We start from the raw sequence: 25311 nt of genomic DNA, 5'->3' as shown, positions 1-25311 counted from the left end.
CGGGAATGGGGGTGCCGTCGGTCAGGCGGGCGGGTGCGGTGCCGCCGGTGAGGGTGTCCAGGTCGCAGATGACGGTGACCTTGGTGCCCTTGTGTCCGCCGGACAGCACGGACGTCAGGGCGGCGGCGGTGCGTTCGGACAGGTCGCGGCGGTCGTCGGTCCCGGCGGGTTTGGCCAGCGGGCCCAGGGTGCCGTCCCAGATGGCGGCGTCTTCGGCGTTGAGCCAGCCTTTGATGTAGCGGCCGCCGTCCAGGGAGCGGGTGGAGTCGATCCAGGAGCGCTCATATCCGCGTCGGGTCTCGGAGTCGGCCTTTTCGGTGCCGTCGCGTTCGGCGATCAGGTCGGTGATCTTGTTGCCGAAGGCGGCGACCTTCCCGGCCGAGAATCCTTGATCAGTGAGGTCGAGGAGGATCTCTTCAGCGGCGGCGCAGTCTTGGTCGGGGAGCCGGTTGACGGCTGTGGCGATCGTGGCGGCGTACCCGTAGGAGAGGTCGCCACAGGCCAGCAGTTTGGTGACCTGCGGCAGGCGGGTGTGCTGGCGGGCCAGGGCGAGGCGTTCTCTGGCTCGGGCTTCGCGCATGCCCATGTGGTTGCGTAGCCAGGCGAGGGCGGACGGCAGGCCCCAACGGCGCATCTCACCGGAGGCGTCTACCCGGGCGATGGTGTCGGCGAGGGCGCTTTCGTGCAGGTCGGTGGCGGCGGAGAGGGTTTCGGCCATCCGCATGCACACGGCGGGTGAGTCAGGCGCCTGTCGTTGGGCGAGTTCGGCCGCGATGGCATGCGCCACGTCCGCCAACTCCACGGCGGACATCGACGCGATGTCGATCTCGATCGAACACATGCTTGTATTTTATCGAACAACAAGTCCTTCTTATAGCCAACATCGAAGATATCTGGATTAGTTGCACGCATCGCTGGATAATTTCTGGTCATGCCCGTCCGGCAGGCTCAGGCATCCCCGCGAACCCCTTGACCTGGCGGCACGCACTCTCGCCGAAGGCGAGGCCAGGAGCCGTACCGTCAGCAGAGCCCAGCCAGAACAAGCATCCCTAACCGGCAACATCAGGCGAAGTGCCAGCAATTTGCGACACACCCGCACTTTCCCGGCAACGTGAAGAGGCCACCTCAGCGTGACACCTTCAGAAACCACCCTTAACGATAAAGAGACCGCCGTAAGGGACGTGACCGGCATCAGCCGTCGAGATCAGCATCCGCGCGGCATCCACCTCTGAATCGGTCCTCACAAGTGCGCCATCCTTCAGGCGACCCACCTCTGCATCCCACTGGCGACACAAAGCGGCGGCGGGCGTCCGCCCTCAGCTGGAAACGTGCAGGTCGCGTTCCAGTTGCGCGACGGCGGCGGGCGGGTTGAGACGACGGGCGTTCTCCAGGACGCTCTCATCACTCTGGTCGCCTTGGAGCACGTTGACGACGACCCGGTCACGCTCAGCGCCGTGGCCGAAGAATCCCTCCTGTTCCAAGGCCGCCAGCGCACGGAAGCAGGCGTCGAAACGGCCGTCGACCTCGACGTCCACGGCATCGTCAGCGTGCTGCCACGGGAGATCTCGGCTTTCCAGGAGGCCGAGCACACCGGCAAAGTGCTCCTCCCCCAGCAGGTGGTATGGCGAGTCCGCCGGGCCCCAACGCAGGCTGGCCGCGTGCTCGTCCACGGTGCGGCCGGACTTTTCCGCGTACCTCTTCGCGATCTGGCACAGCCCCTCCTCGGAGGCGCAGGTGGGCAGGATGTAGGCGGCGAACGCGTCCGTGTACAGCGCATAGCAGTAGAAGGACTCACCAGGATGCAGGCGTCGCGCTTGCGTGAACGCGACTCGTGCCGAGTCGGCAAGGCGAGTGGCCAGTTCGTCGAATGACATCCGGAAATCGTCCCAGCAAGGACCGATCACGGTGGACGCCCCGCTAGGACTGTGCACAGGGCGTCTAGGGCGGGTGCGTAGGCGGGGCCGACCGGTGTGCTGTAGCCGACTATCAATCCTTGCGGGCGTCCGGCTGGGTCTTGCCAATGGTCTCGCAAGGGCATCAGCGCCAGGCCATGGGACGCGGCGCGCCGCATGATCTCGTTCTCGTCCGGGCCGGCCGAGGGGAGCAGGACCAGGGCGTGCAGGCCGGCGGCCACACCCAGCACACGGACGTGGGGCGCGCGGGCGCGCAGCGTCTCGATCAGCAGGTCTCGGCGGCGGCGGTAGCGCAGGCGGGACGCGCGGATGTGGCGGTCGTAGGCATGGGTGTCGATCAGGTCGGCGAGGACGAGCTGCGCGAGCGACTGGGTGTGGGCGTCGGCCAGGCGTTTCGCTTCGGCGAAGGGCTCGACCAGATGTGCGGGCAGCACCGTCCAGGCGAGGCGCAGCGCCGGGGCGAGGGTCTTGGACGCGGTGCCTCCGTAGACGACGTGGTCCGGGGCGGTCCCCTGGAGTGCGCCCACGGGCTGGCGGTCATAGCGGAACTCGCCGTCGTAGTCGTCCTCGATGATCGTCCCGTTGGTGTCGCGGGCCCAGGTGGCGAAGGCGCGCCGACGGTCCGGGTGGAGGGTCGCGCCGGACGGGTACTGGTGCGCCGGGGTGAGCACGGCCGCGCCGACCCCGTCGAGCGTGTCGGGCCGGGCGCCTCGGTCGTCCACTGGCAGGGGGACGATGTCGAGGCCGGCGCGACGGACGATGGCACGGTGGAACGGGTGTCCCGGCTCCTCCATCGCGAACGAGGTCGTCCCCGCGTCCCGCAGGACGGAGGCCAGCAGGCCTAGAGATTGGGCGTAGCCGGAGGTGATGACGATCCGCGCGGGATCGGCGTGGACGCCCCGCGTCCGCCCGAGGTAGCCCGCCAGCGCCTCGCGCAGCTCGGGGCGGCCGCGTGGATCGCCCAGCGCATGCACCTCGGGCGACACTCTCCCCAGGACGCGGCGGGTCGAGCGCAGCCATGCGGAGGTCGGGAAGGTGCTCAGGTCGGGACGCCCGGGCAGCAGATCATGCAGCGGGGCCTCCGCCCGCCCCTCCGCTGTAGACGGCGAGCCCGCTGCCGGAGGCGGAAGGGCCGCTGCCGCCGCGCTCGCGGAACCCGCCCACGAAGCCGCGCTCGCCGAGTCGGCACGTGAAGCCTGCGGCGGGTCGGGGAGGTCGGCCACGCGGGTGCCGGAGCCGGGGACGGCGGTCAGGTAGCCCTCGGCGGTCAGCTGGTCGTAGGCGGCGCTCACCGTCCCGCGCGAGAGGCCGAGTTCCGCGGACAGGGCCCGCGTCGACGGCAGTGCGGCGCCGGAGGCGAGGCGGCCCGTCGCGATGGCGGTGCGGAGGGCGCGTTCCAGGCCCGCCCGGCGGCCGCCGGAGGTGTCGACGGCCAGGTGCAGGTCGACAGAACCGGCCCAAGATTTCGGCATAGGACTGGATCTTAATCCTGGGCCGGTCAGGACCTAGATTCGCGGACATGATTGTTTTCGCCCAGCTCAGCGACACCCACCTCGACCAGAGCGAGCATCGGGCCGAACGCGCGGCGCGGGTCATGGACCAGCTGAACGGCATGCCGCTCGATGCCGTCCTCGTCACCGGTGACATCGTCGACCACGGCCTTCCCGCCGAGTACGAGCAGGCTCGGAAGGTCCTCGCGTCCGGCCATCCGGTGCTGACCTGCCCCGGCAACCACGACGTGCGCGAGCCGTTCCGGGAGGTGCTTCTGGACGAGCCGCCGGACGACGGCCCCATCAACAGCGCCCACGAGATCGCGGGCGCCAGGTTCCTGATGTGCGACTCGACCGTCCCGGGCAAGGACCATGGGCTTCTGGACGACGAGACCATCGGCTGGCTCGACAGCCGGCTCGCCGAAGCTCCCGGCAAGCCGGCCTTCGTCTGCTTCCACCACCCGCCGGTGAGGCTCCAGATCCCGTACGTGGACGAGATCCGCCAATACCGGGAGGAGCGGCTCGCCGAGATCATCGAACGGCATCCGCAGGTCGTAGCCGTCCTCTGCGGGCATGCGCACACGGCGGCCGCCACGACCTTCGCGGGACGGCCGCTGCTCGTGGCGCCGGGCGTCGTGTCGACGCTCGTACTGCCCGGGCAGCAGGGCGGCATCGCCGACTACGACGCTCCCCCGGGCGTCGCCTTCCATTTCCTGGACGGCGAAGGGCGCCTGACCACGCACTTCCGCATCGCCTAGAACGGCTACCGGTGCGTCGTCCAGGTGCGGGTGATCTCCTCGGCGGCGTCGCGGACGAGTGTCCGGTACCGCTCGATCGCCTCGGGGGTGAAGCGGTGCCGGGGGCCGCACACGCTGATCGAGCCGTGGACCTCGCCGTCCGGGCCGAAGAGCGGCGCGGCGACCGAGCCCGCGTCGGCCTGGCGTTCGCCGAGGGAGACGCCGACGCCGTCGCGGGCCGTGTCGGTGAGCCGGGCGCGGAGCGCGGTCTCGTCGGTGACGGTCCGCTCGGTGAGCGCCGCCAGCGGGCGGGCCAGCACCGACTCGCGCCGCTCCTCGGGCAGGAACGCGAGGATGACCCGGCCCGAGGAGCCCGCGTGCAGCGGGAACCGGCGTCCGACCTCGACCGTCATCTTGACTTCGCGGGGGCTCTCGAACTGGTCGAGGTAGACCCGCTCGTCGCCGACGAGGCCGGACAGCGTGGTCGTCTCCCCGGTCTCGTCCCGCAGCCGCCGCAGGACGGGCGCGGCGGCGTTGCGGACGTTGAAGCGCCGCAGCGCGCTCACGCCGAGCGCGAGCGCGGCGGGGCCGAGCCGGTAGCCCGCCGCGCCCGCCTCCAGCATCTCGCGCGACACCAGCGACTGCAGGATGCGGTACACGACGGCCTTGGAGATGCCGAGCTCCCGGCTGATGGCGGTGACGCCGAGGTATTCGGGGCCGCCGGCGAACAGCAGCATCACGTCGGCGACGCGCCCGGCGACCTCGGTTCCCCCCGAGGGTGGGGCGGTGGCGGTCTGGTTGGTCACTCGTCGATCCTAGGATTCACCGGCCGCGGCGGAGGTAGCGGCCGGCCGGCTCACCGGTGATCTCGCCGTCGGCGTACACGCGCTGCCCGCGGACGAAGGTGTCGGTGACCCGCGCGGTCATGGGGAACCCCTCGAAAGGCGTGTACTCCTGCGTGGACTCGGAGTCTGCGGCGCGGACCGTCCAGGACACGTCGGGGTCGACCAGGGCGATGTCGGCGTCGTAGCCCTCCGCGATGGCGCCCTTGTTCAGCAGGCCGTAGCGGCGGGCCGGGTTCCAGGACGTCAGCTGCGCGACGCGCTGGAGCGGCAGGCCCCGCTTGAGTCCCTCGCCGACGAGTCCGGGCAGCAGGTACTCGGCGCCGCCGAACCCGGACTTGGCGAGGAAGATGTCGTCGCGGTCCGCGCCGAACTTCATCTCGTCGCGGCAGCAGGCGTGGTCGCTGACGACCCAGTCGACCTCGCCGGCGAGGACGTGCCGCCACAGCGCCTCGACGTCGGCGCGGTCGCGCAGCGGCGGGTTGACCTTGCCGCCGAGGCCGTGCGCGGTGTCGACGTCGGCGAGGAGGTGCCCGATGGTGACCTCGCGGCGGAAGTCGATGTGCGGGAACGCGCCCGCCATGGTGAGGGCGGCCGACAGCGCCTTCTCGGACGACAGGTGCAGGAGGTTGATGTTGGGCAGGCCCGTCTCGTGCGCCAGATAGGACGCGATGGTGACGGCGAGGCCCTCGGAGTGCGGCGGACGGGACGCGCTGTAGGCGCGCAGCCCGGTGAGCGACCCGTCCTGCTCGACCATCCTGGTGTAGGCGGTCATGATCTCGGCGGTCTCGCAGTGCAGCGAGAGGGAGATGTGCGGCGCGTAGTCGGCGAGCTGCTCGCGGGCCTGCTGGATGCCGCGCATGACGAACTCGAAGTGCGCGACGTCGTAGCGCTCGTCGGGCGGCGTCATGAGGAAGTCGCTCTGGCTGGACGAGCGTCCGTGCAGGCCGTGGCTCCCGTAGAACATGAAGATCTTGAAGGACGTGACGCCGTGCTCCTCGACGAGGTACGGGATCTCGTCGATGTGCTCGGCCATCATCGGCGCCAGGTGGAAGGCGTAGTCGACGTAGGCGTTGCCCTGCGCCGCGCTCAGCACCTCGGGGAAGAACTCCCGGTACGGCCCGCCCTTGTTCAGGTAGTACTGGCCGGTCCGCATGTAGGTGAGCGACGTGGTGACGCCGCCCTGCGCGCTGGCGCGGCTCTCGGTGCGGGTGTCGGCGGCCAGCTCGTTGTAGATGCCCCAGTGCTGGTGGGCGTCCACGACACCGGGGAAGGCGAGGCGTCCGCGCCCGTCGATGACGGTGGCGGCGTCGCCGTCCGGCAGGCCGGGCGCGACGCGGACGATGGTGCCGTCGTTGACGGCGATGTCCGCGAGCTCCGGCTCGGTGCCCTCGGCGGCTTCGGGACGGACCACCCGCACGTTCTTCAGCAGCAGCTCGGTCGTGGCCATGCGAAACATCTCCTCAGTTGTCGCGGGTGGTCGTGCGGCGGGTGGTCTTGCGGCGGGCGGCGGCGCCCGCCGCCAGGTAGGCGAGGCCGAAGGCGGGCAGCAGGCCGTTGCCGGGCAGGTAGCCGTCGGCGCCGTGGCCGGAGATCCCGGCGGCGGCGCCGCCCGCCGCGTACAGGCCGGGGATCGGACGGCCGCCGGCGTCGACGACGGCGGCGTCCTCGTCGACGATCAGCCCGCCCTGGGTGTGGAAGAGGGCGGGGACGACGCGCACGGCGGCGTACCGGCCGGCCAGCGGACGCTCCCAATGGGTGCGGCCGTGCTCGTCGGGACGTTCGCCGCGCGCCGCGGCCGCCGAGGCGTCCAGTTCCTCGGCGAGGGCACCGGCGGGCAGGCCGGTGGCCTTGGCGAGGCCCTCGGTGTCGTCGGCCCAGACGAGGACGCCCGACTCGACGGTGTCGCGAAAGTCCTTGAACCGCCGGCACTGCTCGTGGATCGTCTCGTCCAGGACGATCCAGCCGGTGCCGCCCGGGCGGCCGGCCAGCTCGGCGGCGTACTCGGAGTAGCCGCGGGTCTCGTCGCCGAAGCGGCGCCCGCCGAGGTCCACCATGACCGCGCCGTGGATGATCGTGGCCCAGCCGACGAGGGTGCCCGCCCCGGCGGCGACGGCGCCGTGGCCCTGGTAGGCGTCCAGGTAGCCGATGGCGGCGCCGAGCCCGCCGCCGATGCGGAGCGCGTCGCCGCGGGACTGGTCACTGCCCTGGTAGAGCGCGCCGGCGATCTCCGGCAGGTGGCGCCGCACGAGGTCGCCGTCGGCGCCGAAGCCGTTCGTGGCGAGGAGGACGGCGGCCGTCGGGATCTCCTCCCGCGTCCCGTCCGGGTACTGGACGACGGCCGCGCACACGGCGCCGTCCGAACCGGTGGTGACGTCCACGAGCTTGGCGGGGACGAGCAGGTCGATGGCCGGGTGCTCGCGGACGCGCCGGGCCAGGTGGTCGATCACGCTGGAGCCGTGCCGTCCGGGGACGGAGTGGCACCGCGGGACGGAGTGCCCCGGGTAGTTGAAGTCGGTCACCAGCGACAGCGGCAGCCCGGCCGAGTCGGCGAGCCATTCCACGAGGCGGGCGCTGACCTCGGCGAGCGTCCTGGCGAGGCGGGCGTGGGCCTTTCCGCCGGTCTTGGCCATGACGTCGGCGACGAACTGGTCGGGAGAGTCGTAGAGCCCCTCCGACGCCTGCCAGCGGGAGCCTGCGCCGGGGAACATCGCCGTGGACATCGACGTGTTGTTGCCGCGCCGGAAGTGCTCGCTGGACTCGACGACGACCACGCTGAGGCCGAGTTCGGCGGCGCGCAGCGCCCCGGCGAGCCCGCCGCCGGCGCCCGCGATGACGAGGTCGGGTCCGTCGGTCATGCGCTCCTCCCGATCGCCATGAGCCGCAGGGGCATCAGCCGCAGGGCCAGTTCCGTGGGGTCGACGACGCGCGCCGCGAACCGGCCGTCCTCGACGTCGACGGCCGAGCAGCCATTGAGCACGGCGGTGGCGCCGGCGGCGGCGAGCGCGTCCGCGGCCTCGCCGAGGGCGGCGTTCCAGGCGCCGGTGTCGGCGATGGCGTCGAAGGGCAGTTCCAGGATCGCGATCCCGGCGACGTAGGCCTCCAGGCCGTAGCCCTTCAGGCGGCGGCCCAGCTCCGCGCCGATCGCCTCGTTCCGCACCACCGCGCCGAACCGTACATTCATCGCAGCAAGGTGCATACTACTCAACTTGAGCAGGCCATTGACATGAACGCCCTGGTCAAGGGCGGGGCCGTCGGGCACGGCCGGGTCGAGCACGCAGTCGGGGAAGGCGAGATCCCAGCCCTCCCCGCCGCCGCGGGCCAGCGCCGCCGCGACCTCGCGTTCGGACGCGCGGATCGACGCCTCGTCGTCCAGCGATCCGGGCGCGGACGGGCCGACGTCCCGCAGCTCGATGGACAGGCCTGGCGGGGCGAGCCGGTCGTAGCGGGCCTGCCGCCGCCGGATCTCGTCCGGCGGCAGGTGGATCGGCGTCACGGCCAGGGCGCGCATCACTTCGGCTCCTTCGTCTCGTCGTCGGTCTCGTCTCCGGCGAGGCCGCGGAGGCGCTCGCCGACGTGGTCCAGGGCGGGCAGGTCGCGGGAGAACGCCGCCGCCCGGTCGATCAGGTCCTCGCGTCCGGGAAGCCATCCCTTCAGCAGCGCCAGGACGTCCTGCTCCGCCAGGGGGCGGTGGTCCGCGTCGCCGACCGGGTTGGGCACCTCCCGGGTGCGGGCGCTGCCGTCGTCCAGCTCGACGGTGACGCGGGCGGCGCGCTCGTCGGGGAGACGCGCGGTCAGGTCGCCCGCCTCCACCAGCCGGACACGCCGCGCCAGGGCCCGCAACGCCGGGTCGTCGAGCCGGGCGCGCGGCCCGACCTCGCCGTCGAGCAGGGCGGCGGCGACGGCGAACGGCGTGGAGAACATCGCCGACAGCCGGTTGTCCCACTCGGGGGCCGCCAGGCCTGCGCCGAGCGCGTGCGTCTCGACCAGGATCCCGGTGATCCGCGAGGGGTCCAGGTCGTGGCGCAGTTCGAGCACCGCGTCGGCGGCCGGGTGCGTGAACGAGCACGAGGCGTGCCGCTTGAAGTAGCCGCGGGCGATGTCCCAGCGTTCGCCGAGCCCGCCGGTCAGCTCGGACGCGTCGAACTCGCCCAGCAGGGTCCCCAGCGAGAGCGCGGCCGTCCCGGTGTTGCGGGCGATCCCGGCGGACGCCATCCGGGCCGCCACCAGCCCGGAGAGGTTGGACGCGCCCATCCACGCGTCCCGCACCGGGTTCCCGCCGGTCGCGGACGCGAAGTGCCCGGCGACCGGCAGCCCGGCGCCGGTGTCGATCGCGGCGGCCACCGCGTCCGGGCCGAGGCCGAGCAGCCGCGCGCATCCGGCGGCGGCGCCCGCGACGCCCCAGCTCCCGTGCGGGTGCGCGCCCGGCCGCAGCCGGGACGCCCGCCCGAACCGGGACGCGACCTCGTAGGCGGCGAGCAGCGCGGCGGCCGTGTCCCGCCCAGAGGCGTCCCGTTCGGACGCCAGCGCCAGGACGGCCGGGAACCCGTGCGCCGCCGGATGCCCCTTGGCGTACTTGTTGCCCTCGTCCAGCTCAAGGCAGACGAGCGACATCGCGTTCAGCCAGGCGGCGGCGTCCACCGACACGCACCGCCCGCCGCCGATGAGCGGCGCGGGCCCGCCGGGGGCGTTCCACGACGACCGCATCGCGCGCATCCCGTCCAGCCCGGCACCGAGGGCCGTCACGCCGGCCGCGTCGAGCAGGACGAGTGACAGCCGGTCGAGCACCGGCGCCGGCACGTCCGCGACGTCCAGGCCGGCGGCCCATTCCCCCAGCCGGGCCGTAGCCGTCCGTGCGTATGAAACCGGCTCCTCGATCACAGCCCCAGGTACGCCTTCCTGACCTCGGCGGATCCGGCCAGCTCGCTGCCCGTCCCGTGCAGCACGGTCGATCCGCTCTCCAGCACGTAGGCGCGGTCGGCGATGCCGAGCGCCTGCTTGGCGTTCTGCTCGACGAGCAGGACGGCGACGCCCGTGTCGCGGATCCGCCTCACGGCGTCGAGCACCGCCCAGGTCAGCTTGGGCGACAGGCCCGTCGACGGCTCGTCCAGCATGAGCAGCTTCGGCCGCGCCATCAGCGCCCGGCCGATCGCGAGCATCTGCTGCTGCCCGCCGCTGAACGTCTGCGCGACCTGCGCGCGGCGCTCGGCGAGGACGGGGAACAGCTCGAACACCTCGCGCATCCCCGCCTCGGCCCCCGCCGCCGGGCGGGTCCAGGCGCCCATCCGCAGGTTCTCCTCGACGGTGAGCGTGCCGAACAGCGCCCGGTCCTCGGGGACGTGCACGAGCCCGTCGCGGACGAGCTGGTCGGGGCGGCGCCCGGCCGTCGGCGACCCCGCGAACGTGATCGTCCCCGATTCCGGCCGCAGCTGCCCGCACACCGCCCGGAGCGTGGTCGTCTTGCCGGCGCCGTTCGCGCCGACGAGCGCGACGATCTCGCCCTCGCCGAGCCGCAGGTCGACGTCGTGCAGGATCCGCATCCGCCCGTAGCCCGCGCAGAGCTTGTCGATCTTCAGCATCTCAGTCGTCGTCACCACCGGGCTCCTCTCCGAGGTACGCCTCGATCACGCGCGGGTCGGAGGTGACCTCCTCGGCGGAGCCGGCGGCCAGCACCCGGCCCTGGTCCAGGACGAGGACCCGGTCCGACAGCCGCATCACGGCGGCCATGATGTGCTCGATGAACAGCAGTGTCGTGCCGTCCTCCTCGCGGAGCGCGGCGAGCAGGTCCAGGACGGGCTCGCGCTCGGCCGGGACGAGCCCCGCCAGCACCTCGTCCAGCAGCAGGACCTTCGGCCGCATCGCGAGCGCCCGCGCGAGTTCGAGCCGCTTCAGCCCGGCCGTCGGCAGCTCGGTGGCGCCGCAGTGGGCCCATTCCCCGAGGCCGACGCGCTCCACCACGTCGAGTGACCGCTTGCGGAGCCCGTGCCGGGACTGGCGGCGGTGCTGGGCGGCGAGGCTCACGTTCTCCAGGACGCTCATGCTCCCGAACGGCCGCATGAGCTGGAACGTCCGCACCATCCCGGCCCGCGCGATGCGGTCGGGCGAGGCCCCGGTGATGTCCCGGCCGCCGAACACGACGCGTCCCGCGTCCGGCCGGAGCGCGCCGCAGATGACGTTGAACAGGGTCGTCTTCCCGGCGCCGTTCGGGCCGATGATGCCGAGGATCTCGCCCTCCCCGACCCGGAAGTCGACGTCCGACAGCGCCCGCAGGCCCCGGAAGTCCTTGCCGACCCCGGCGACGTCCAGTGCCGTGCCGGCGGCCGTTCCAGCGGTAGGGCTCATCTGCGCCACCTCGCGGCGATCGTGCCGACGATGCCCTTGGGCAGCAGCCGGACGATCAGGATCAGCAGGACCGCGTAGACCGCGACGTCGAGGCCGCTGCGTCCCTGCAGGAAGTCCAGGAAGCCGGGCGGGGTCCGCAGCAGCGTGGCGGTGACGTCCGACAGCGACCCCAGGATGATCGCGCCGACGATCGGGCCCCAGATCGTGCCGATGCCGCCGATCACGACGGTCGCGATCGCCTGGATCGACACCGACGAGCCGAACGCCAGGTCCGGGTTCACGAACAGGTAGTACTGCGTATAGAAGGCGCCGGCGACCGCGGTGATCGCGGCCGACAGCGCGACGGTCATCAGCTTGTAGCGCATGACGGGCGTGCCGAGGGACGCCGCCGCCGGCTCGTCGTCGCGGATCGCGGTGACGTAGCGTCCCGTCCGCGAGTGCAGGAACAGGATGCTGACCAGCGCGGCGAGGCCGGCGAGGCCGAGCGCGATCCAGAAGTAGGCGGGCGAGTCCGCCGCGAACTGGATCTTCCAGAGCGACGAGCCCCGGATCAGCGGGACCGTGAACCCGACCGCCTTGTTGGTGAACTCCGTCGTCGTGACGATCAGGCGCAGCATCTCGGCGAACGCGAACGTCGCCAGCGCGAAGTAGGCGCCCTGGAGCCGGTACCGGAACGCGAAGTAGCCGATGACGACGGCGACCGCCGCCGCGACCGCCATCCCGGCGAGCATCCCGATCCACGGCGACACGTTGTGCTCGACCAGCAGGTAGGCGCTGGTGTAGGCGCCGAGGCCGAAGAACGCGGCGTGCCCGAAGCTGAACATCCCGCCGAACCCGCTCATCACGTTCCAGCCGACGGCCATCAGCGCGAAGATCAGGATGCGGACGGCGACGGCGCCCTGCGCGGGCGGCAGCACCAGCGGCAGCGGGACCGCCACGAGCAGCAGCACCGCGAGGACGGCGAGCTGCCGGTTCTGCGGCCGCAGCGGCGGCGCCTTCACGGGGCGGGCCGCGCCCGCGCCGGGGCGGCCGGTCAAGGTGATGCCGGTCGTGCCCGTCATGAGCGCCTCCCGAAGAGTCCCTGCGGACGGAGGAACAGCACGATCAGGAAGACGGCGAACACGCCGAGCAGCGAGCTCTGGCCGTCCATGTAGATCGTGGTGAGCTGCTCGACCAGCCCGATGAGCAGCCCGCCGACGAGCGCGCCGGCGACGTTGCCCATCCCGCCGAGCACCACGACGACGAACGCGGTGATGTTGAACTGCTCGCCGAGCGTGGGCGTGACCGTGACCAGCGGCGCGGCCAGCACCGCGGCGGCCCCGGCGCAGGCCGTCCCGATCGCGAACGTGAGCGTGTGGACGCGCCGGACGTTCACCCCGACCAGTTCGGCGCCCGGCCCGTTCGCGGCGACCGCGCGGATCGCCGTCCCGAACCGGGTGCGGCGCAGCAGCCAGAACAGCAGCGCGCCGATCGCGATCGCGCCGAGGAACGCGTACAGCCGGGCGCCGGACACGACCGCGCCGAACAGCGAGAACTGGAAGTCGCCGGGCAGCGCGACGTTCTTGGGCTCGGCGCCGAAGAACATCAGCAGCCCGTTCTCCAGCAGCAGCGACAGGCCGAGCGTGATGAGCAGCTGGTTCTCCAGCGACGCGCCGCCCGTCCCGCTGAGCAGGCCGCGGTGCACGACCGCGCCGATGAGGAACAGCGCGGGCACCGCGACCAGCAGGGTGAGGTAGGGGTGCAGCCCGGTGCCCTGCACGACGCCGAACGCGATGAACATCGCGATGGCGAGCAGCGCGCCGTGCGCGAAGTTGACGATGTCCAGCACACCGAAGATCAGCGTGAGGCCCATCGCGATGAGCCCGTACAGGCCGCCCATCAGCAGGCCGGTGACCACCGACTGCCAGACGACCAGGCCGCTGCCGGACTTGATCAGGGCGATGGCGATCGCGACCGCCACCAGGCCGCCGGTCGCGGCGGCGCGTTTGAGGAGGGCACCCGTCCCGTCGCCGGGGCTCAGCCGGGCGAGCGGGCCCCGCCGGACGGCGGGGGCGGGAGGGGGTTCGGTCTTGGTTCCGCTGTTGCTCATGACCGCCACGTCACCGAGTAGTTGGGCTTGGATTCGGCCTTCTCCGCCGGATAGACCTGCTTGACCTGCCCGTTCTGCACCTGCATCAGGACAGGGAGCGCGTTCTTGTTGTCTCCGTTGGGGGCGAAGGCGATCGGGCCGGTGCCGACCGTGCGGGGCTCGACCTTCGAGGACGCGATCGCGTCGCGCACCTTCTCCGCGTCGGTGCCGCCCGCGCGCTCCACGCCCTGCGCGATCACCTGGACCGCGTCGTAGGCGAGGACCGCGCCCGTGCGCATGGGGGCGCCGTAGCGCCGCTGGTAGCCGGCCCGCAGGCCGGCGGTCTGCTGGTTCTTCGCGTCGAAGTGGTAGTTGGTGCTGAAGTACCGCTCGCCGAGCGCGCCGCCGTCGGTGACGAACTTCGGCTGGTCGTAGGCGCCGTTCGACACGCCCCAGACGGCGTTCAGCCGCGGTTTGACCGCCGCGATGGCCTTGGCGGCGAGCAGGCTGTCGCGGTAGTAGCCGGCGACCGCGAGGACGTCCGCGCCGGACGCCTTGACCTGCGTGATCTGCGCGGTGAGGTCGGACACGGTCAGCGCGTCATAGCTGATGTTCGGGCCGACCTCGACGCCGAGCTTCTCCGCCGCCGCGGTGAACGCCTCGGCGGCGCCGCTGCCGAAGTCGGTCTGCTCGTGCAGGAACGCGACCTTCTTGACGGGCTTGCCCGCCTGCTGCGACACCTCCTTGAGGTAGCGGGCGGCGGCGCCCGCGATGGCGGCGCTGCCCGGCTGGACCCGGAACGAGTACTCGTAACCGTTGGAGAAGATCGCGTCCGAGGCGGTGACGTCCATGACGAACGGCACCCGGTTGCGTTCGGCGACGACCGCGACGTTGGTGCTGACCGCGCTCTGATAGGTGCCGACGAGCCCGACGGCGCCGGCGGAGATGAGCCGCTGCGCCTCGCTCTGGCCGACCTCCGCCTTGCCCTGGGTGTCGCCCGTCTCCAGTTCGACCTTGCGTCCGCCGAGGGACCTGATGCCGCCCTTCGCGTTGATCGCGTCCACGGCCAGCTGCGCGCCGCGCCGCATCTGCTGGCCGTCGACCGCGTTGGCGCCGCTGACCGGATGCAGCGCGCCGATCTTGACCGGGCCCTCGTCGCGGCCGGCCGCCACCCCGGCCGCGCCGGACGGCGCCGAGCCGCCGCAGCCGGCCGCGGCCAGCAGGACCGCGCAGGCGCCGAGCCCGGCGGCGAGCTTTCGAGCCGACATTCACCTCTCCTGCCGCATCCGACCCGCAGTCCCCTCGTGGATGTTCCGCTTGGAGGAACAGCAGGTCACCGTTGCGCCATGGTGGCACCGGTCACGTCATCGGGTCAATATCTAGGTGAAACTTGACGAAACTCGACATGCAGTGCCAATTTGAGAAGTCCGGGCCGCTCGCGCGAACCGGACGAGATGCCGACCGATGTTTCTCCAAGCGGAACGATCACCCGAAGGCGGTACCCCTCCCATGACCGACGCCCTGTCCGGAGTCCGGGTCCTCGACGCGGCCACGCTGTTCGCCGGCCCGCTCGCCGCGACGCTGCTCGCCGACTACGGGGCCGAGGTCATCAAGATCGAGCACCCGAAGGGCGACCCGGTGCGCAGCCACGGCGCGCAGCGCGACGGCGTCGGGCTCTGGTGGAAGATGCTCGGCCGCAACAAGAAGGCGATGACCCTCTACCTCGGCTCCCCCGAGGGTCAGGACCTGTTCCGCCGGCTGGCCGCCGACGCCGACGTGGTGATCGAGAACTTCCGGCCGGGGACGCTGGAGCGCTGGGGCCTCGGCCCGGACGAGCTGAGGAGGATCAACCCCCGGCTCGTCCTCGCGCGGGTCACCGGGTTCGGGCAGACCGGCCCGTACGCCAAGCGGCCGGGGTTCGGGACCCTCGCCGAGGCGATGAGCGGGTTCGCGGCGATCACCGGGGAGCCGGACGGCCCGCCGACCCTGCCGCCGTTCGGCCTCGCGGACGGCATCGCCGCGCTGACCACCGCCTTCGCGGTCATGGCGGCGCTGCGGGCCCGGGAGGCGACCGGCGAGGGCCAGGTGGTCGACCTCGCCATCATCGAGCCGATCCTCACCCTGCTCGGCCCGCAGATCATCACCTACGACCAGCTCGGCGAGCTGCAGGCCCGCACCGGGAACCGGTCGCACAACAACGCGCCCCGCAACACCTACCGGACCCGCGACGGCGGCTGGGTCGCGATCTCCACCAGCGCCCAGTCGATCGCCGAGCGGGTGATGCGGCTGGTCGGCCGGCCCGAGCTGATCGACGAGCCGTGGTTCGCGACCGGGGCGGAACGTGCCGAGCACGCCGACGTGCTGGACGGGGCCGTCGGGTCGTGGATCGCCGGGCGCGACCGCGAAGAGGTCGTCAAGGCGTTCGAGGAGGCGCAGGCCGCGGTCGCGCCCGTCTACACCGCGGCCGACGTCATGACCGACCCGCAGTTCGAGGCGCTCGGCACCATCGCGACCGTCCCGGACGACGAGCTCGGCCCGGTGAAGATGCAGAACGTGCTGTTCCGGCTGTCGCGGACGCCCGGCCGGATCGACTCGGCCGGGCCGCCCCTCGGCGCGCACACCGCCGAGATCCTCGCCCGCTACGGCGTCGGCGAGGCCGGGCTGGCCGACCTGCGCGCCAAGGGAGTGATCAAGTGACGCCGCGCTCCTGGCTCTACGTGCCCGGCGACCGCCCGGACCGGATCGGCAAGGCGCTGGCCTCGGACGCCGACGCGGTGATCATCGACCTGGAGGACGCGGTCGCGCCGGCCGCCAAGCACGATGCCCGGCGGGGCGTCCTGGCCGCGCTGGCGGACGGTCGCACCGCGCACGTGCGGATCAACGCGCCCGCCACCCCGGACGGCGCCGACGACATCGCGCTGCTCGCGACCGCGCCGGAGGGCCTCGCCGGGGTACGGGTCCCCAAGTGCGAGGACCCGGAGGAGCTGCGCCGCGTCGCCGGCACGCTCGGCGTCCCGGTGTACCCCGTCCTGGAGTCGGCGCTCGGCGTCGAGAACGCCCTCGCCCTCGCGACCGCCCACCCGCTCGTCGCCGGGATCTCGCTCGGCGAGGCGGACCTGGCCGCCGACCTGCGGGTGTCCGGCGGCGACGCGCTGGCGTGGCCGCGGTCCCGGATCGTGGTCGCCGCGCGGGCGGCCGGGCTGCCGTCCCCGCCGCAGAGCGTGTGGACGGCCGTCCGCGACCTGGACGGGCTGCGCGCCGACACCCTCGCCGGGCGGCGGGCCGGGTTCTTCGGCCGCTCGGTCATCCACCCCGCGCAGATCCCCGTCGTGCACGACGCGTGCGTCCCCGACCCGGACGACGTCGCCTGGGCACGTGACCTGATGGGCCAGCTCACCGAACGCGGCGGCGCGCCAGGGGGCACGGCGGCAGGGGGCACGGCGGCGGGCAGCGCGGCTTGGATCGACTCCGCCGGCGGGTTCGTGGACAAGGCCGTCGTCGAGCGCGCCGTCTGGGTGCTCGACGCCGCCGCCGTCAATGACAAGGAAGGCAACCCCTCATGACCGACCCGCTGCTCGCCGCGGTCGCCGGCGGCGTCCGGCTGATCGAGCTGGGCCAGCCGTTCTTCACCGGCATGCCCTGCTCCCCCAACCATCCCGGGTTCCGGATGACGCTGGTCCGGCGGCACGGCGACATGGAGCGCCCGGACGGCGGCTCCGCGGCCAACGAGATCATCGTGACCGGCGGCCACGTCGGCACCCACATCGACGCGCTCTCCCACGTCAGCCACGACGGCGAACTGCACGGCGGAGTCTCCGCCGCCGACGCCCAGCGCGGCGGCGTCTTCACTCGTCACGGGGCCGAGAACCTGCCCGGCCTGCTGCGGCGCGGCGTCCTGCTGGACGTGGCGGCCGTGCACGAGGTGGCGACGCTGCCGCCCGGCTACGGCGTGACCGCCGAGGACCTCGGCCTCGCCGCCAAGCGGGCGGGCACCGAACCCGGCGAGGGCGAGGTGGCGCTGATCCGCACCGGCTGGGCCCGCAACTTCGGGGACGCGACCACCTACCTGGGCAAGGAGACGGGCGTCCCCGGCGCTACACCGTCCGCCGCGCGCTGGCTGGCCGAGCGGGGCGTCGCCGCGACCGGCGCCGACACGACCGCCTTCGAGCAGATTCCGGAGGGGGCGGGCCACGCGGTCCTGCCGGTGCACCGGATCCTGCTGGTCGAGTCGGGGATCTTCATCCTGGAGCACCTCGACCTGGAGGCGCTCGCCGAGGCGGGGCTGCACGAGTTCGTGTTCGTGCTGGCGCCGCTGCGGATCAAGGGCGGCACCGGGTCCCCGATCCGGCCGCTCGCGGCGGTGACGGCATGACGCCCGTCCAGCGGCTCGCCGGCCTCGCCGCCTCCGTCGCCGCTCAGGGTCTTCCCGCCGAGCTGCGCGCCGATGCGGCGCGCCGTGTGCTGGACGCCCTGGGCAACAGCCTGGCGGCGACCGGGGAACGTCCGGCGCGAGCCGTCGGGGACCTGGTCGCCGAGTGGGGCGGAGCGGGCCGCGCGACCGCGATCGGCACCGGCGCCCGCCTTCCCGAGCCGAGCGCCGCGCTGCTGAACGGCACGCTCGCCCACTCGCTGGACTTCGACGACACGCACCTGCCGTCCGTCCTGCACCCGTCGGCGTCGGTGGTGCCGACCGCGCTCGCCGTCGCCGAGGCGCGGGGCGCGAGCGGGGCCCGGCTGCTGGACGCCGTCGGGGTCGGGGTCGAGATCACCGTCCGGCTCGGCATGGCCGGGTACGACCGGGACCTCGGCAACTCGGTGTTCTTCGAGCGCGGGCAGCACGCGACCGCGATCTGCGGCACGGTCGGCGCCGCCGCGGCCGCCGCCATGCTGTCCGGGCTGGACGCCGCCGGCATCGCCGACGCCATGGGCATCGCCGCGAGCATGGGATCGGGCATCCTGGAGGCCAACCGCACGGGCGGCACCGTCAAGCGCATCCACTGCGGATGGGCCGCGCACGCCGCCGTGACCGCCGCCGGGCTCGCCCGCACCGGCATCACCGGCCCGCCGACCGTCCTCGAAGGACGGTTCGGGCTGCTCCAGGCGTTCTGCGGCGACCAGGTCGACCTGGACGCCCTCACCGCGGGCCTCGGCGAGCACTGGGAGCTGCCCGGCATCTTCTTCAAGCCGTATCCCTGCAACCACTTCACCCACGCCGGCATCGACGCCGCCCTCGCGCTGCGCGCTCGCGGCCTGGACCCGGACGGCGTCGAGTCGATCGAGCTGGGCGCGCCGACCCCCGTCCTGCGGACGATCGGCGAGCCGCACGAGGACAAGATCCGTCCCACGTCCGGGTACCACGCCGCGTTCTCCGGCCCCTACACGGTCGCGGCGGCCCTGCTCGGCGGCGGCGGGCTCGGCCTCTTCCACGAGGACTTCACCGACGAGGCCGCCGCGGACCCCGGCCGGCTGGCCCTTGCCGCGAAGGTCCGCTGCGTCCCGGACGCGCGCTGCGACGAGATCTTCCCGCACCAGTTCCCGGCCGTGCTGCGCGTCCGCACCCGCGACGGCGCCGTCCTGGAGGAGCGCGTGGACGCCAACAGGGGCGGCCCGGGCAACCCCCTCTCGGCCGGCGAGCTGGCGACGAAGTTCCGGCTGAACGCCACCCGCCGCGTGACCGAGTCGCAGGCCGAGCAGATCACCGAACTCGCTTACGGCCTCGCCGACCTGGAGGACCTGGGGCGGCTCACGTCCCTGCTCACCTGACCCCCGGTGCGTCCGCCGGCTAGCCGTGCTCCATCAGGAAGACCGCCGAGGTGCCGGGGCTCAGGGCCTCGAAGACGTGCGGAGCGTCGCCGGGATAGGTGATGAAGTCGCCGGGCGCCAGTTCGACCGGCTCCTCCGGCGGGCCGACCAGGGCGCGGCCGGTGCTGAGAACGGCGTACTCCGTCGTGCCCGGCGGGTGCGGGTCGGACAGGCGCGGCTCCCCCGGCTCCGCGGTGACGCGGTAGAGGTCGCGCCGCACGTTCGGCGGGCACGACGCCAGCAGCGTCGTCGTGTAGTCCGACCGGTCGGAGCGCGCGACCGGCCCCTCCCCCGCGCGGACCACCCGCACGGGCGGGCGCGGCGGGTCGACCAGGCGGCTGAACGGGATGTTCAGCGCCGTGCCGAGGGCCCACAGGGTCTCCACGCTCGGATTGCCCGCGCCCGACTCCAGCTGGGAGAGCGTCGACTTGGCGAGACCGGCGCGCTTGGCCAGCTCGGTCTGGGAGAGACCGGCGCGTTCGCGTTCCCGGCGGATCGACGCCGCGATCACCGCGATCAGGTCCATCGGTTCGCTCCAGACGTCCAGGTGTTCAATATGGCGAACAGGATCGGGTAGTGTTCATGATACTGGACGAATGTTCGCCACACCGAACATCCCGACTCGAATGGAACGACCATGAGGCATCTCGGCATCCTCGCCCACAGCGCGGAAGGCGCCGCGCTGTGCTTGCGGGCCTTCTGCCAGGAGGGCTTCCGCGAACTGGGCCCCGACGACCATCCGGACGTGACGCTCGACCTCATCGCGATGGCGCGCAGCATGCCCGCGTGGGACGCCGGAGACCACGACACGATCAGGGCGATCCTGGCCGGGAGCGTCCGGCGGCTCGCGGCGGCGGGCGCCGACTTCTTCGTCTGCCCGGACAACACCGCGCACATGGCCCTCGAACGTCCCGGCGACGATCTCGCGCTGCCCGGCCTGCACATCGCGCAGGTCGTCGCCGACCAGGCCGCCCGCGACGGCCGGACGCGCGTCGGCGTGCTCGGCACCCGCTACACGATGGACGGCCCGGTCTACCCGCGGGAGCTTGCCGCGCGCGGTATCGCCGCCGAGGTCCCGGACCCCGCCGACCGGGAGACCGTCAACCGGATCATCTTCGGCGAGCTGGTCAACGGGGTGTTCACCGAGGAGTCGCGCCGCGAGTACGTCCGGATCATCGGCCGGCTCGCCGGCCGCGGCTGCGACACCGTCGCGCTGGTGTGCACCGAGATCCCGCTGCTGGTCACGCCCGGCGTCTCGCCGCTGCCCACCCTCGACTCCACGCGCCTGCTGGCCCGCGCCGCCTTCGAGGCGGCGGTGGGCCGCCACGCCGTCCCTACTTGGCGGGGCGGCCCGGCTCTCACCCCCTGAGCCGTTTCGCCAGTGCCGGGAAGAGGTGCAGCGCGTTCTCCCGGTCGACGGCGGCGTGCGCCCGCCGGTCCAGGGCCGGATCGCTGTCGAGCAGCGCGACCGTCCTGTCCACCTCGGGGCGGACGACCTGCGGCCAGTCGGTGCCGAAGAGCAGCCGCCCGGCGCCGGCCGCCGCCAGCAGGGTCGGCGTCGCGTACGGCGAGGACGGCATGGCGGTGTCGTAGTAGAAGCGGCGCACCGCCCGCCGGAACGCCGCGGGGTCCGGCCCCTCGCCCTGGCGGCCCGCGTGCTCGACCCGCCCGCCCAGGTAGGGCAGGAACCCGCCCGCGTGGGAAAGGATCACCGACAGGCGCTCGTGGCGGTCGAGCGTCCCCGCGCCGATGAGGCTGAGCGCGGTGCGGGTGGTGTCGAGCATGAAGTCGGCGATCCAGTCCTCGACGCCCGGGACGGGACGCGCGTCGGCGAGCCCGGCGGGGTGGACGAACACGACCGCGCGGCGCCGGTCCAGCTCGGCGAACAGCGGCTCGAACACGGGGTCGCCCAGGTAGCGGCCGCCCGCGTTGGCCATCAGCAGGACGCCGTCGGCGCCGAGCTCGTCCAGCGCGTGGGCCGCCTCCTCGACCGCCACGTCGACGTGGAGCAGCGGCAGGTAGGCGAAGAAGCCGAACCGGGTCGGATGGTCGCGCACCAGGCCGGCGAGGGACTCGTTGAACACGCGCGTCCCGGAGACGGCGAGTTCGCGGTCGCGGAAGATCTCGGGCGGCGCGGGCGCCGACGCGACCCCCGCGGCGATTCCCAGGTCGTCCATGGTGTCGAGGGTCCGGTTCAGGTCCCACCGGCCCCAGTTCGGGCCGCCTTCGGGCGGCAGCAAGCCGTGCTCGACGGCCCACTGCTTCATGTCGGGCGGGAGCGCGTGGTGGTGGGTGTCGATCCGTCCCGTCCGCGGGCCGCCTCCCTGCCGGGCGGCGGCGCTGCCCGGCCCGAGACCGGTGACCGCGGCGGCGGCGCCGGCCACGGCCGCCGACTTCAGCACGCGCCGCCGGCTCGGGTCGCTCTCCGTCCGGCCGTCTTCGACTTGCATGCGTCTCTCCAACCTCTCGTCGAAGCCGCCCGAATCGGATTATACGAGACTGTCTCAGATGAGACTATATCGCCAGCCACTAAGGTCGGAGAGTGGACACCGAACCTCCGGAGCCGACCGTCCTCGGCGACCCGCGGACCGACGACGCCGCGCTCGGGATGCTGCTCGCCGCCGCCCACCAGGCCGCGCGGGCCGCACTGAGCGGCGAGCTGCGGCCGCTCGGGATCGAGACCAGGCACTTCGCCGTGCTGGCGGCGCTCGACCGGCTCGGGCCGACCAGCCAGCGGCGCCTCGGCGCGCTCCTCGATCTGGACAAGTCCGCCGTCGTCCGGATCATGGACGAGCTGGAGCGGCTCGGCCTCGCGGTCCGCAACCGCGCCACCCGCGACCGCCGCGCCTACGCGATCGAGCTGACCGATGAGGGGCGGCGCCACGCGCGCGCCTCCGCGGAGAAGGCGGCGGCGGTGGGCACCCACCTGTTCGGCTGGCTCGCGCCCGGCGACCGCGACCGGCTCGTCGCCCTCCTCGCCGGGATCGTGGACCACGCGGCGGACACTTCGACCGGCGCTGAAACGAACCGTCCCTAGATTCGGGGACGTGGAGAACTCAGACCCGGTCATCGACCGGTACGCCGGCGTCGTCGCCGTCCTGGACGACGCGCGGTTCGCCGTCCCGCCGGCCGCCGGCGGGCCGCCGGCCTCGCTGGCATGGCTCCGGCGGACGGTATGCCGGTTCAGCGAGGGCGCGGAGCACGGGCGCCGCCGCACGATCGTGATGGACGCCTTGGACACCATCGACCCCGCGCGGCTGCGCCGCCGTGCTCGCGACCTCGTGCGAGCAGGCGGCGACCCGTACGACGTTCCGTTCCTCGCGCTGGGCGAGGCTCTCGGCGTCACCGACCTGGACGCGCTGGCGAGGGCCGTGCCCGCCGCCGCGTCGGGCTACCTGACCGGCCAAGGGCGGGACGACGCCGACGCGGCCGTCGCGGTGCTCGTCCGGCTCCTCGGGCCGGGCCCGGACGAGGTGGTCGCCGGACGCATCGCCGTCCTCCTGCAGGCGTCCGAGGCGACCGCCGCGCTGGTGCGCACGGCGCTGCCGTACACGCGGCGGCCGGAGTCGCGGGGCCGGCCGGTCGAGGACGTGATCGCCGAGGTCCTGCGGTACGACCCGCCGGTGCCGGCGATGCGCCGCATCGCCACCGAGGACGTCCAACTGGACGGCCGCACGATCGCCAAGGGCGCCGTCGTGACGCTGGATCTGCGGGCCGCCAACCGGGATCCCGCCGTGTTCGAGGAGCCGGGCCGTTTCGATCCCGGGCGGCGGGAACGCCCCCACCTGACGTTCGGCGCGGGCCGGCGGCCGTGCCCCGGCACCGGCCACGCGCTGCAACTGGCCGCGGGCGTGCTCGAGGCGGGCTTGAGCGACACGGGCTTGACCGGCACGGGCGGGCATGGAAAGGAGGGCGTCCGGTGAGCTTCAAGGACCTGCATTACGGTGACCGGCCGCTGGTGCTGCCGAACGCGTGGGACTTCGCGAGCGGCGCGGCATTGGCCGAGGCGGGGTTCCCCGCCATCGGGACGACGAGCCTGGGCGTCGCGGCGGCGGCCGGGAAGACCGACGCGGCGGGCGACACAAGGGAGGAGACGCTAGCGCTGGCCCGGGCCCTGTCGCGGCTGCCGGTGCCGGTCACCGTCGACATCGAGGGCGGGTTCTCCGACCGGGTCGCCGACGTGGCCGAGCTCGCCACCGAGCTGGCGTCGTTCGGGATCGCCGGGATCAACCTGGAGGACGGGCGCGCCGACGGCACGCTCGCCCCGCTCGACCATCAGGCGACCGTCATCGCCGCCGTGAAACGGGCCGTGCCGCAGGTGTTCCTCAACGCCCGCACCGACACGTTCTGGCTGGGCGACCCCGACCGGGACGAGACGCTGCGGCGGGCGCGGGCCTTCGCGGACGCGGGCGCGGACGGGATCTTCGTGCCCGGGATCGTGGACGACGCCGACATCCGGGCCGTGCTGGAGGCGGCCGAGCTGCCGCTGAACGTCCTGTACCTGCCGGGCAAAACCGAGTATCCGCGGCTCGCGCGGCTGGGCGTGCACCGGCTGAGCACCGGGTCTCTGCTGTTCCGCAAGGCGCTGCAGGCCACGGTCACCGCGGCTTTCGGCGTGACCGGGGAGGACGGAGAGCGTCCCGCGCCCTCGTACGGGGACGTGCAGCGGCTCGTCAGTGGCCGGTGATCCGGTCGGCGAGACGGGCCAGCACCGAGGTGCGCCCGTTGGGCGCGGACGATTCGCGGGCGTCGGCCGCCCGGTAGAGCGCGTACATCGCGTGGACGCCGAGCCAGCGCAGGGGCTCGGGCTCCCAGCGGCGGACACGGCGGTCCACCCACGGCAGCGCGGTCAGGTCGGTGTCGTCCCGCAGGACGAGGTCGCGGAGCGTGCGGCCGGCGAGGTTCGCGGTGGCGACGCCGTGGCCGGTGTAGCCACCGGCGTGCCCGAGCCCCGTCGCATGGTCGAGGACGACGGTCGCGCACCAGTCGCGGGGTACGCCGAGGACGCCTGACCAGGCGTGATCGACTTGTCCGTCGTCGGCGACGGCGGGGAACATCGCGGTGAGCATCGTCCACAGCGCGTCGATCGTGCCCGGCCCGGTGCGGCCTCCGTCGTCGACGCGGGAGGCGTAGCGATAGGGGCGGCCCCGCCCGCCGAAGGCGATCCGGTCGTCGGCCGTGCGCTGCGCGTACATGTAGTAGTGCGCCATGTCGCCGACCAGTTCGCGGCGCTCCCAGCCGATCGCCTTCCAGGTCTCGGCGGGCAGCGGCGTGGTGACGATCATGGAGCTGTTCATCGGCAGCCAGTCGCGGTGGTGGCCCGGGATCCCGGCCGTGAAGCCCTCGGTGGCGCGCAGCACGTAGTCGGCGGTGACGGTGCCGTAGGGCGTGACGGCGGACGCGATGCCGCCCCGGCGCGGGTTGATCCGGACGACGGGCGTCCCCTCGTAGACGTCCACGCCCAGGTCCCGGACGGCCGAGGCCAGGCCCCGGACGAGGGCGGCGGGCTGCGCGCGGGCGCAGTGCGGGCTCCAGGCGGCGCCGGTCGCGCCCTCGACGCGCAGCCGGGCGTCGCGTTCCGCGGCGGGCAGCGGGACGAGGTCGTCGTCCGTCCAGCCCCACTCGCGGGCCTCGCCGACCATGGCGGCGAGCCGGGCGCGCTGGGCGGCGTTGCGGGCGACGTGCAGGACGCCGCCCTTGACCAGGCCGGCGTCGATGCCCTCGGCGGCGGCGGCGCGGACGACCTCGTCCACCGCCCCGAACATGGCGCGCTGCAGCGCGATCGCGGCGGAACGGCCGTGCCGGGCGGCGTAGCGTTCCCGGGACCCGGCGATCTCCCCCAGCACCCAGCCGCCGTTGCGGCCGGACGCGCCGAACCCCGCGAACTCGCGCTCCAGCACGACGACCCGCAGGTCGGGGCGGGCCCGCTTGAGGTAGTAGGCGGTCCAGAGGCCGGTGTATCCGGCGCCGACGACGCACACGTCGGCGGTGCGCGGACCGGGAAGGCGGGGGCCGGGGTCCGGGCGTCCGGCCGCCCGGTACCAGAAGGACACGCCGCCGTTGCGGAAACCGGCGGCGAGGGGTGCCCTGGCCGGGGAGGAACTCATGGGCTCATAC

At 73.3% G+C, this 25311-nt stretch carries 25 protein-coding genes; 9 read left to right on the top strand and 16 right to left on the bottom strand.

Going from position 1 to position 25311, the window contains the following annotated elements; all coding sequences use genetic code 11:
* The 3 genes from E1293_RS01025 to pdxR all read right to left on the bottom strand — a co-directional run.
* Positions 1-841 (bottom strand): DUF222 domain-containing protein (locus E1293_RS01025; RefSeq protein ID WP_132192752.1); only part of this gene is annotated, 841 nt, incomplete at its 3' end.
* Positions 842-1316: 475 nt separating this feature from the next.
* A complete protein-coding gene (locus tag E1293_RS01020; protein ID WP_132192750.1) occupies positions 1317-1874 on the bottom strand; it encodes a DUF4303 domain-containing protein in 558 nt (185 codons plus the stop codon).
* Between the two features lie 26 nt (positions 1875-1900).
* The gene (gene pdxR, locus E1293_RS01015) at positions 1901-3385 is read right to left on the bottom strand and encodes a MocR-like pyridoxine biosynthesis transcription factor PdxR (RefSeq protein ID WP_132192748.1); all 1485 of its coding nucleotides are present in this window, start codon (positions 3383-3385) and stop codon (positions 1901-1903) included.
* Positions 3386-3432: 47 nt separating this feature from the next.
* On the opposite strand from pdxR, the gene E1293_RS01010 reads away from it, so the two are divergent.
* Positions 3433-4161 (top strand): phosphodiesterase, encoded by a 729-nt coding sequence (locus E1293_RS01010; RefSeq protein ID WP_132192746.1) that lies wholly within the window; start codon positions 3433-3435, stop codon positions 4159-4161.
* Positions 4162-4166: 5 nt separating this feature from the next.
* Here the strand turns inward: E1293_RS01010 and E1293_RS01005 are convergent, their stop codons facing one another.
* The 10 genes from E1293_RS01005 to E1293_RS00960 are packed head-to-tail and all read right to left on the bottom strand — an operon-like array spanning position 4167 to position 14660.
* On the bottom strand, positions 4167-4946 hold the full coding sequence (locus E1293_RS01005; protein ID WP_207938602.1) for an IclR family transcriptional regulator: 780 nt from the start codon (positions 4944-4946) through the stop codon (positions 4167-4169).
* 16 nt (positions 4947-4962) lie between these two features.
* Positions 4963-6432, bottom strand: coding sequence for a dihydroorotase (locus E1293_RS01000; protein ID WP_132192744.1), 1470 nt, complete (start codon positions 6430-6432; stop codon positions 4963-4965).
* Between the two features lie 13 nt (positions 6433-6445).
* Positions 6446-7840, bottom strand: a complete 1395-nt coding sequence (locus tag E1293_RS00995) for an FAD-dependent oxidoreductase (protein WP_132192742.1) — start codon at positions 7838-7840, stop codon at positions 6446-6448.
* Positions 7837-8493 carry a hydantoin racemase gene (locus E1293_RS00990; protein ID WP_132192740.1) on the bottom strand — a complete coding sequence of 219 codons (657 nt, stop codon included), beginning with the start codon at positions 8491-8493 and terminating at the stop codon, positions 7837-7839. The genes E1293_RS00995 and E1293_RS00990 overlap by 4 nt, the downstream gene beginning before the upstream one ends.
* Entirely contained in the window at positions 8493-9863 is a 1371-nt protein-coding gene (locus tag E1293_RS00985; protein WP_207938601.1) for an MmgE/PrpD family protein, read from the bottom strand. Before E1293_RS00985 ends, E1293_RS00990 begins: the two co-directional genes overlap by 1 nt.
* Positions 9860-10576 carry an ABC transporter ATP-binding protein gene (locus E1293_RS00980; RefSeq protein WP_243715943.1) on the bottom strand — a complete coding sequence of 239 codons (717 nt, stop codon included), beginning with the start codon at positions 10574-10576 and terminating at the stop codon, positions 9860-9862. Before E1293_RS00980 ends, E1293_RS00985 begins: the two co-directional genes overlap by 4 nt.
* A complete protein-coding gene (locus tag E1293_RS00975; protein ID WP_132192738.1) occupies positions 10563-11324 on the bottom strand; it encodes an ABC transporter ATP-binding protein in 762 nt (253 codons plus the stop codon). Before E1293_RS00975 ends, E1293_RS00980 begins: the two co-directional genes overlap by 14 nt.
* Positions 11321-12385, bottom strand: a complete 1065-nt coding sequence (locus E1293_RS00970) for a branched-chain amino acid ABC transporter permease (protein WP_132192736.1) — start codon at positions 12383-12385, stop codon at positions 11321-11323. The genes E1293_RS00975 and E1293_RS00970 overlap by 4 nt, the downstream gene beginning before the upstream one ends.
* Complete coding sequence (locus E1293_RS00965; protein ID WP_132192734.1) at positions 12382-13413, bottom strand: branched-chain amino acid ABC transporter permease; 1032 nt, start codon at positions 13411-13413, stop codon at positions 12382-12384. The genes E1293_RS00970 and E1293_RS00965 overlap by 4 nt, the downstream gene beginning before the upstream one ends.
* On the bottom strand, positions 13410-14660 hold the full coding sequence (locus tag E1293_RS00960) for an ABC transporter substrate-binding protein (RefSeq protein WP_132192732.1): 1251 nt from the start codon (positions 14658-14660) through the stop codon (positions 13410-13412). The genes E1293_RS00965 and E1293_RS00960 overlap by 4 nt, the downstream gene beginning before the upstream one ends.
* Positions 14661-14901: 241 nt before the next feature.
* Between E1293_RS00960 and E1293_RS00955 the strand changes: the two genes are divergently transcribed.
* The 4 genes from E1293_RS00955 to E1293_RS00940 are packed head-to-tail and all read left to right on the top strand — an operon-like array spanning position 14902 to position 19155.
* Positions 14902-16089, top strand: a complete 1188-nt coding sequence (locus E1293_RS00955) for a CaiB/BaiF CoA transferase family protein (RefSeq protein WP_132192730.1) — start codon at positions 14902-14904, stop codon at positions 16087-16089.
* On the top strand, positions 16086-16955 hold the full coding sequence (locus E1293_RS00950; protein ID WP_132192728.1) for an HpcH/HpaI aldolase/citrate lyase family protein: 870 nt from the start codon (positions 16086-16088) through the stop codon (positions 16953-16955). Before E1293_RS00955 ends, E1293_RS00950 begins: the two co-directional genes overlap by 4 nt.
* Complete coding sequence (locus E1293_RS00945; RefSeq protein WP_132192727.1) at positions 16952-17764, top strand: cyclase family protein; 813 nt, start codon at positions 16952-16954, stop codon at positions 17762-17764. The genes E1293_RS00950 and E1293_RS00945 overlap by 4 nt, the downstream gene beginning before the upstream one ends.
* Entirely contained in the window at positions 17761-19155 is a 1395-nt protein-coding gene (locus tag E1293_RS00940) for an MmgE/PrpD family protein (RefSeq protein ID WP_132192725.1), read from the top strand. Before E1293_RS00945 ends, E1293_RS00940 begins: the two co-directional genes overlap by 4 nt.
* Before the next feature lie 19 nt (positions 19156-19174).
* Here E1293_RS00940 and E1293_RS00935 read toward each other — a convergent pair whose 3' ends face one another.
* Positions 19175-19720: a helix-turn-helix domain-containing protein gene (locus E1293_RS00935; RefSeq protein ID WP_132192723.1), complete on the bottom strand. Its 546-nt coding sequence runs from the start codon at positions 19718-19720 to the stop codon at positions 19175-19177.
* 111 nt (positions 19721-19831) lie between these two features.
* Between E1293_RS00935 and E1293_RS00930 the strand changes: the two genes are divergently transcribed.
* Positions 19832-20563, top strand: coding sequence for an aspartate/glutamate racemase family protein (locus tag E1293_RS00930; RefSeq protein ID WP_132192721.1), 732 nt, complete (start codon positions 19832-19834; stop codon positions 20561-20563).
* On the opposite strand, the gene E1293_RS00925 is transcribed toward E1293_RS00930, so the two are convergent.
* On the bottom strand, positions 20553-21644 hold the full coding sequence (locus E1293_RS00925) for an amidohydrolase family protein (RefSeq protein ID WP_132192772.1): 1092 nt from the start codon (positions 21642-21644) through the stop codon (positions 20553-20555). The genes E1293_RS00930 and E1293_RS00925 overlap by 11 nt on opposite strands.
* 92 nt (positions 21645-21736) lie before the next feature.
* On the opposite strand from E1293_RS00925, the gene E1293_RS49170 reads away from it, so the two are divergent.
* Genes E1293_RS49170 through E1293_RS00910 form a run of 3 tightly spaced genes read left to right on the top strand, consistent with a single transcriptional unit; the run spans position 21737 to position 23881 of the window.
* Entirely contained in the window at positions 21737-22231 is a 495-nt protein-coding gene (locus E1293_RS49170) for a MarR family winged helix-turn-helix transcriptional regulator (protein ID WP_132192719.1), read from the top strand.
* 10 nt (positions 22232-22241) lie between these two features.
* Complete coding sequence (locus E1293_RS00915) at positions 22242-23117, top strand: cytochrome P450 (RefSeq protein ID WP_165978030.1); 876 nt, start codon at positions 22242-22244, stop codon at positions 23115-23117.
* Positions 23114-23881 carry an isocitrate lyase/PEP mutase family protein gene (locus E1293_RS00910; protein ID WP_132192715.1) on the top strand — a complete coding sequence of 256 codons (768 nt, stop codon included), beginning with the start codon at positions 23114-23116 and terminating at the stop codon, positions 23879-23881. The genes E1293_RS00915 and E1293_RS00910 overlap by 4 nt, the downstream gene beginning before the upstream one ends.
* Here the strand turns inward: E1293_RS00910 and E1293_RS00905 are convergent.
* Positions 23868-25301 carry an NAD(P)/FAD-dependent oxidoreductase gene (locus E1293_RS00905; protein ID WP_132192713.1) on the bottom strand — a complete coding sequence of 478 codons (1434 nt, stop codon included), beginning with the start codon at positions 25299-25301 and terminating at the stop codon, positions 23868-23870. The genes E1293_RS00910 and E1293_RS00905 overlap by 14 nt on opposite strands.
* Positions 25302-25311 lie beyond the last annotated feature (10 nt).

Source organism: Actinomadura darangshiensis (assembly GCF_004349235.1).
GTDB classification, from domain to species: domain Bacteria; phylum Actinomycetota; class Actinomycetes; order Streptosporangiales; family Streptosporangiaceae; genus Spirillospora; species Spirillospora darangshiensis.
This window is presented reverse-complemented; position numbering and strand designations above follow the sequence as displayed.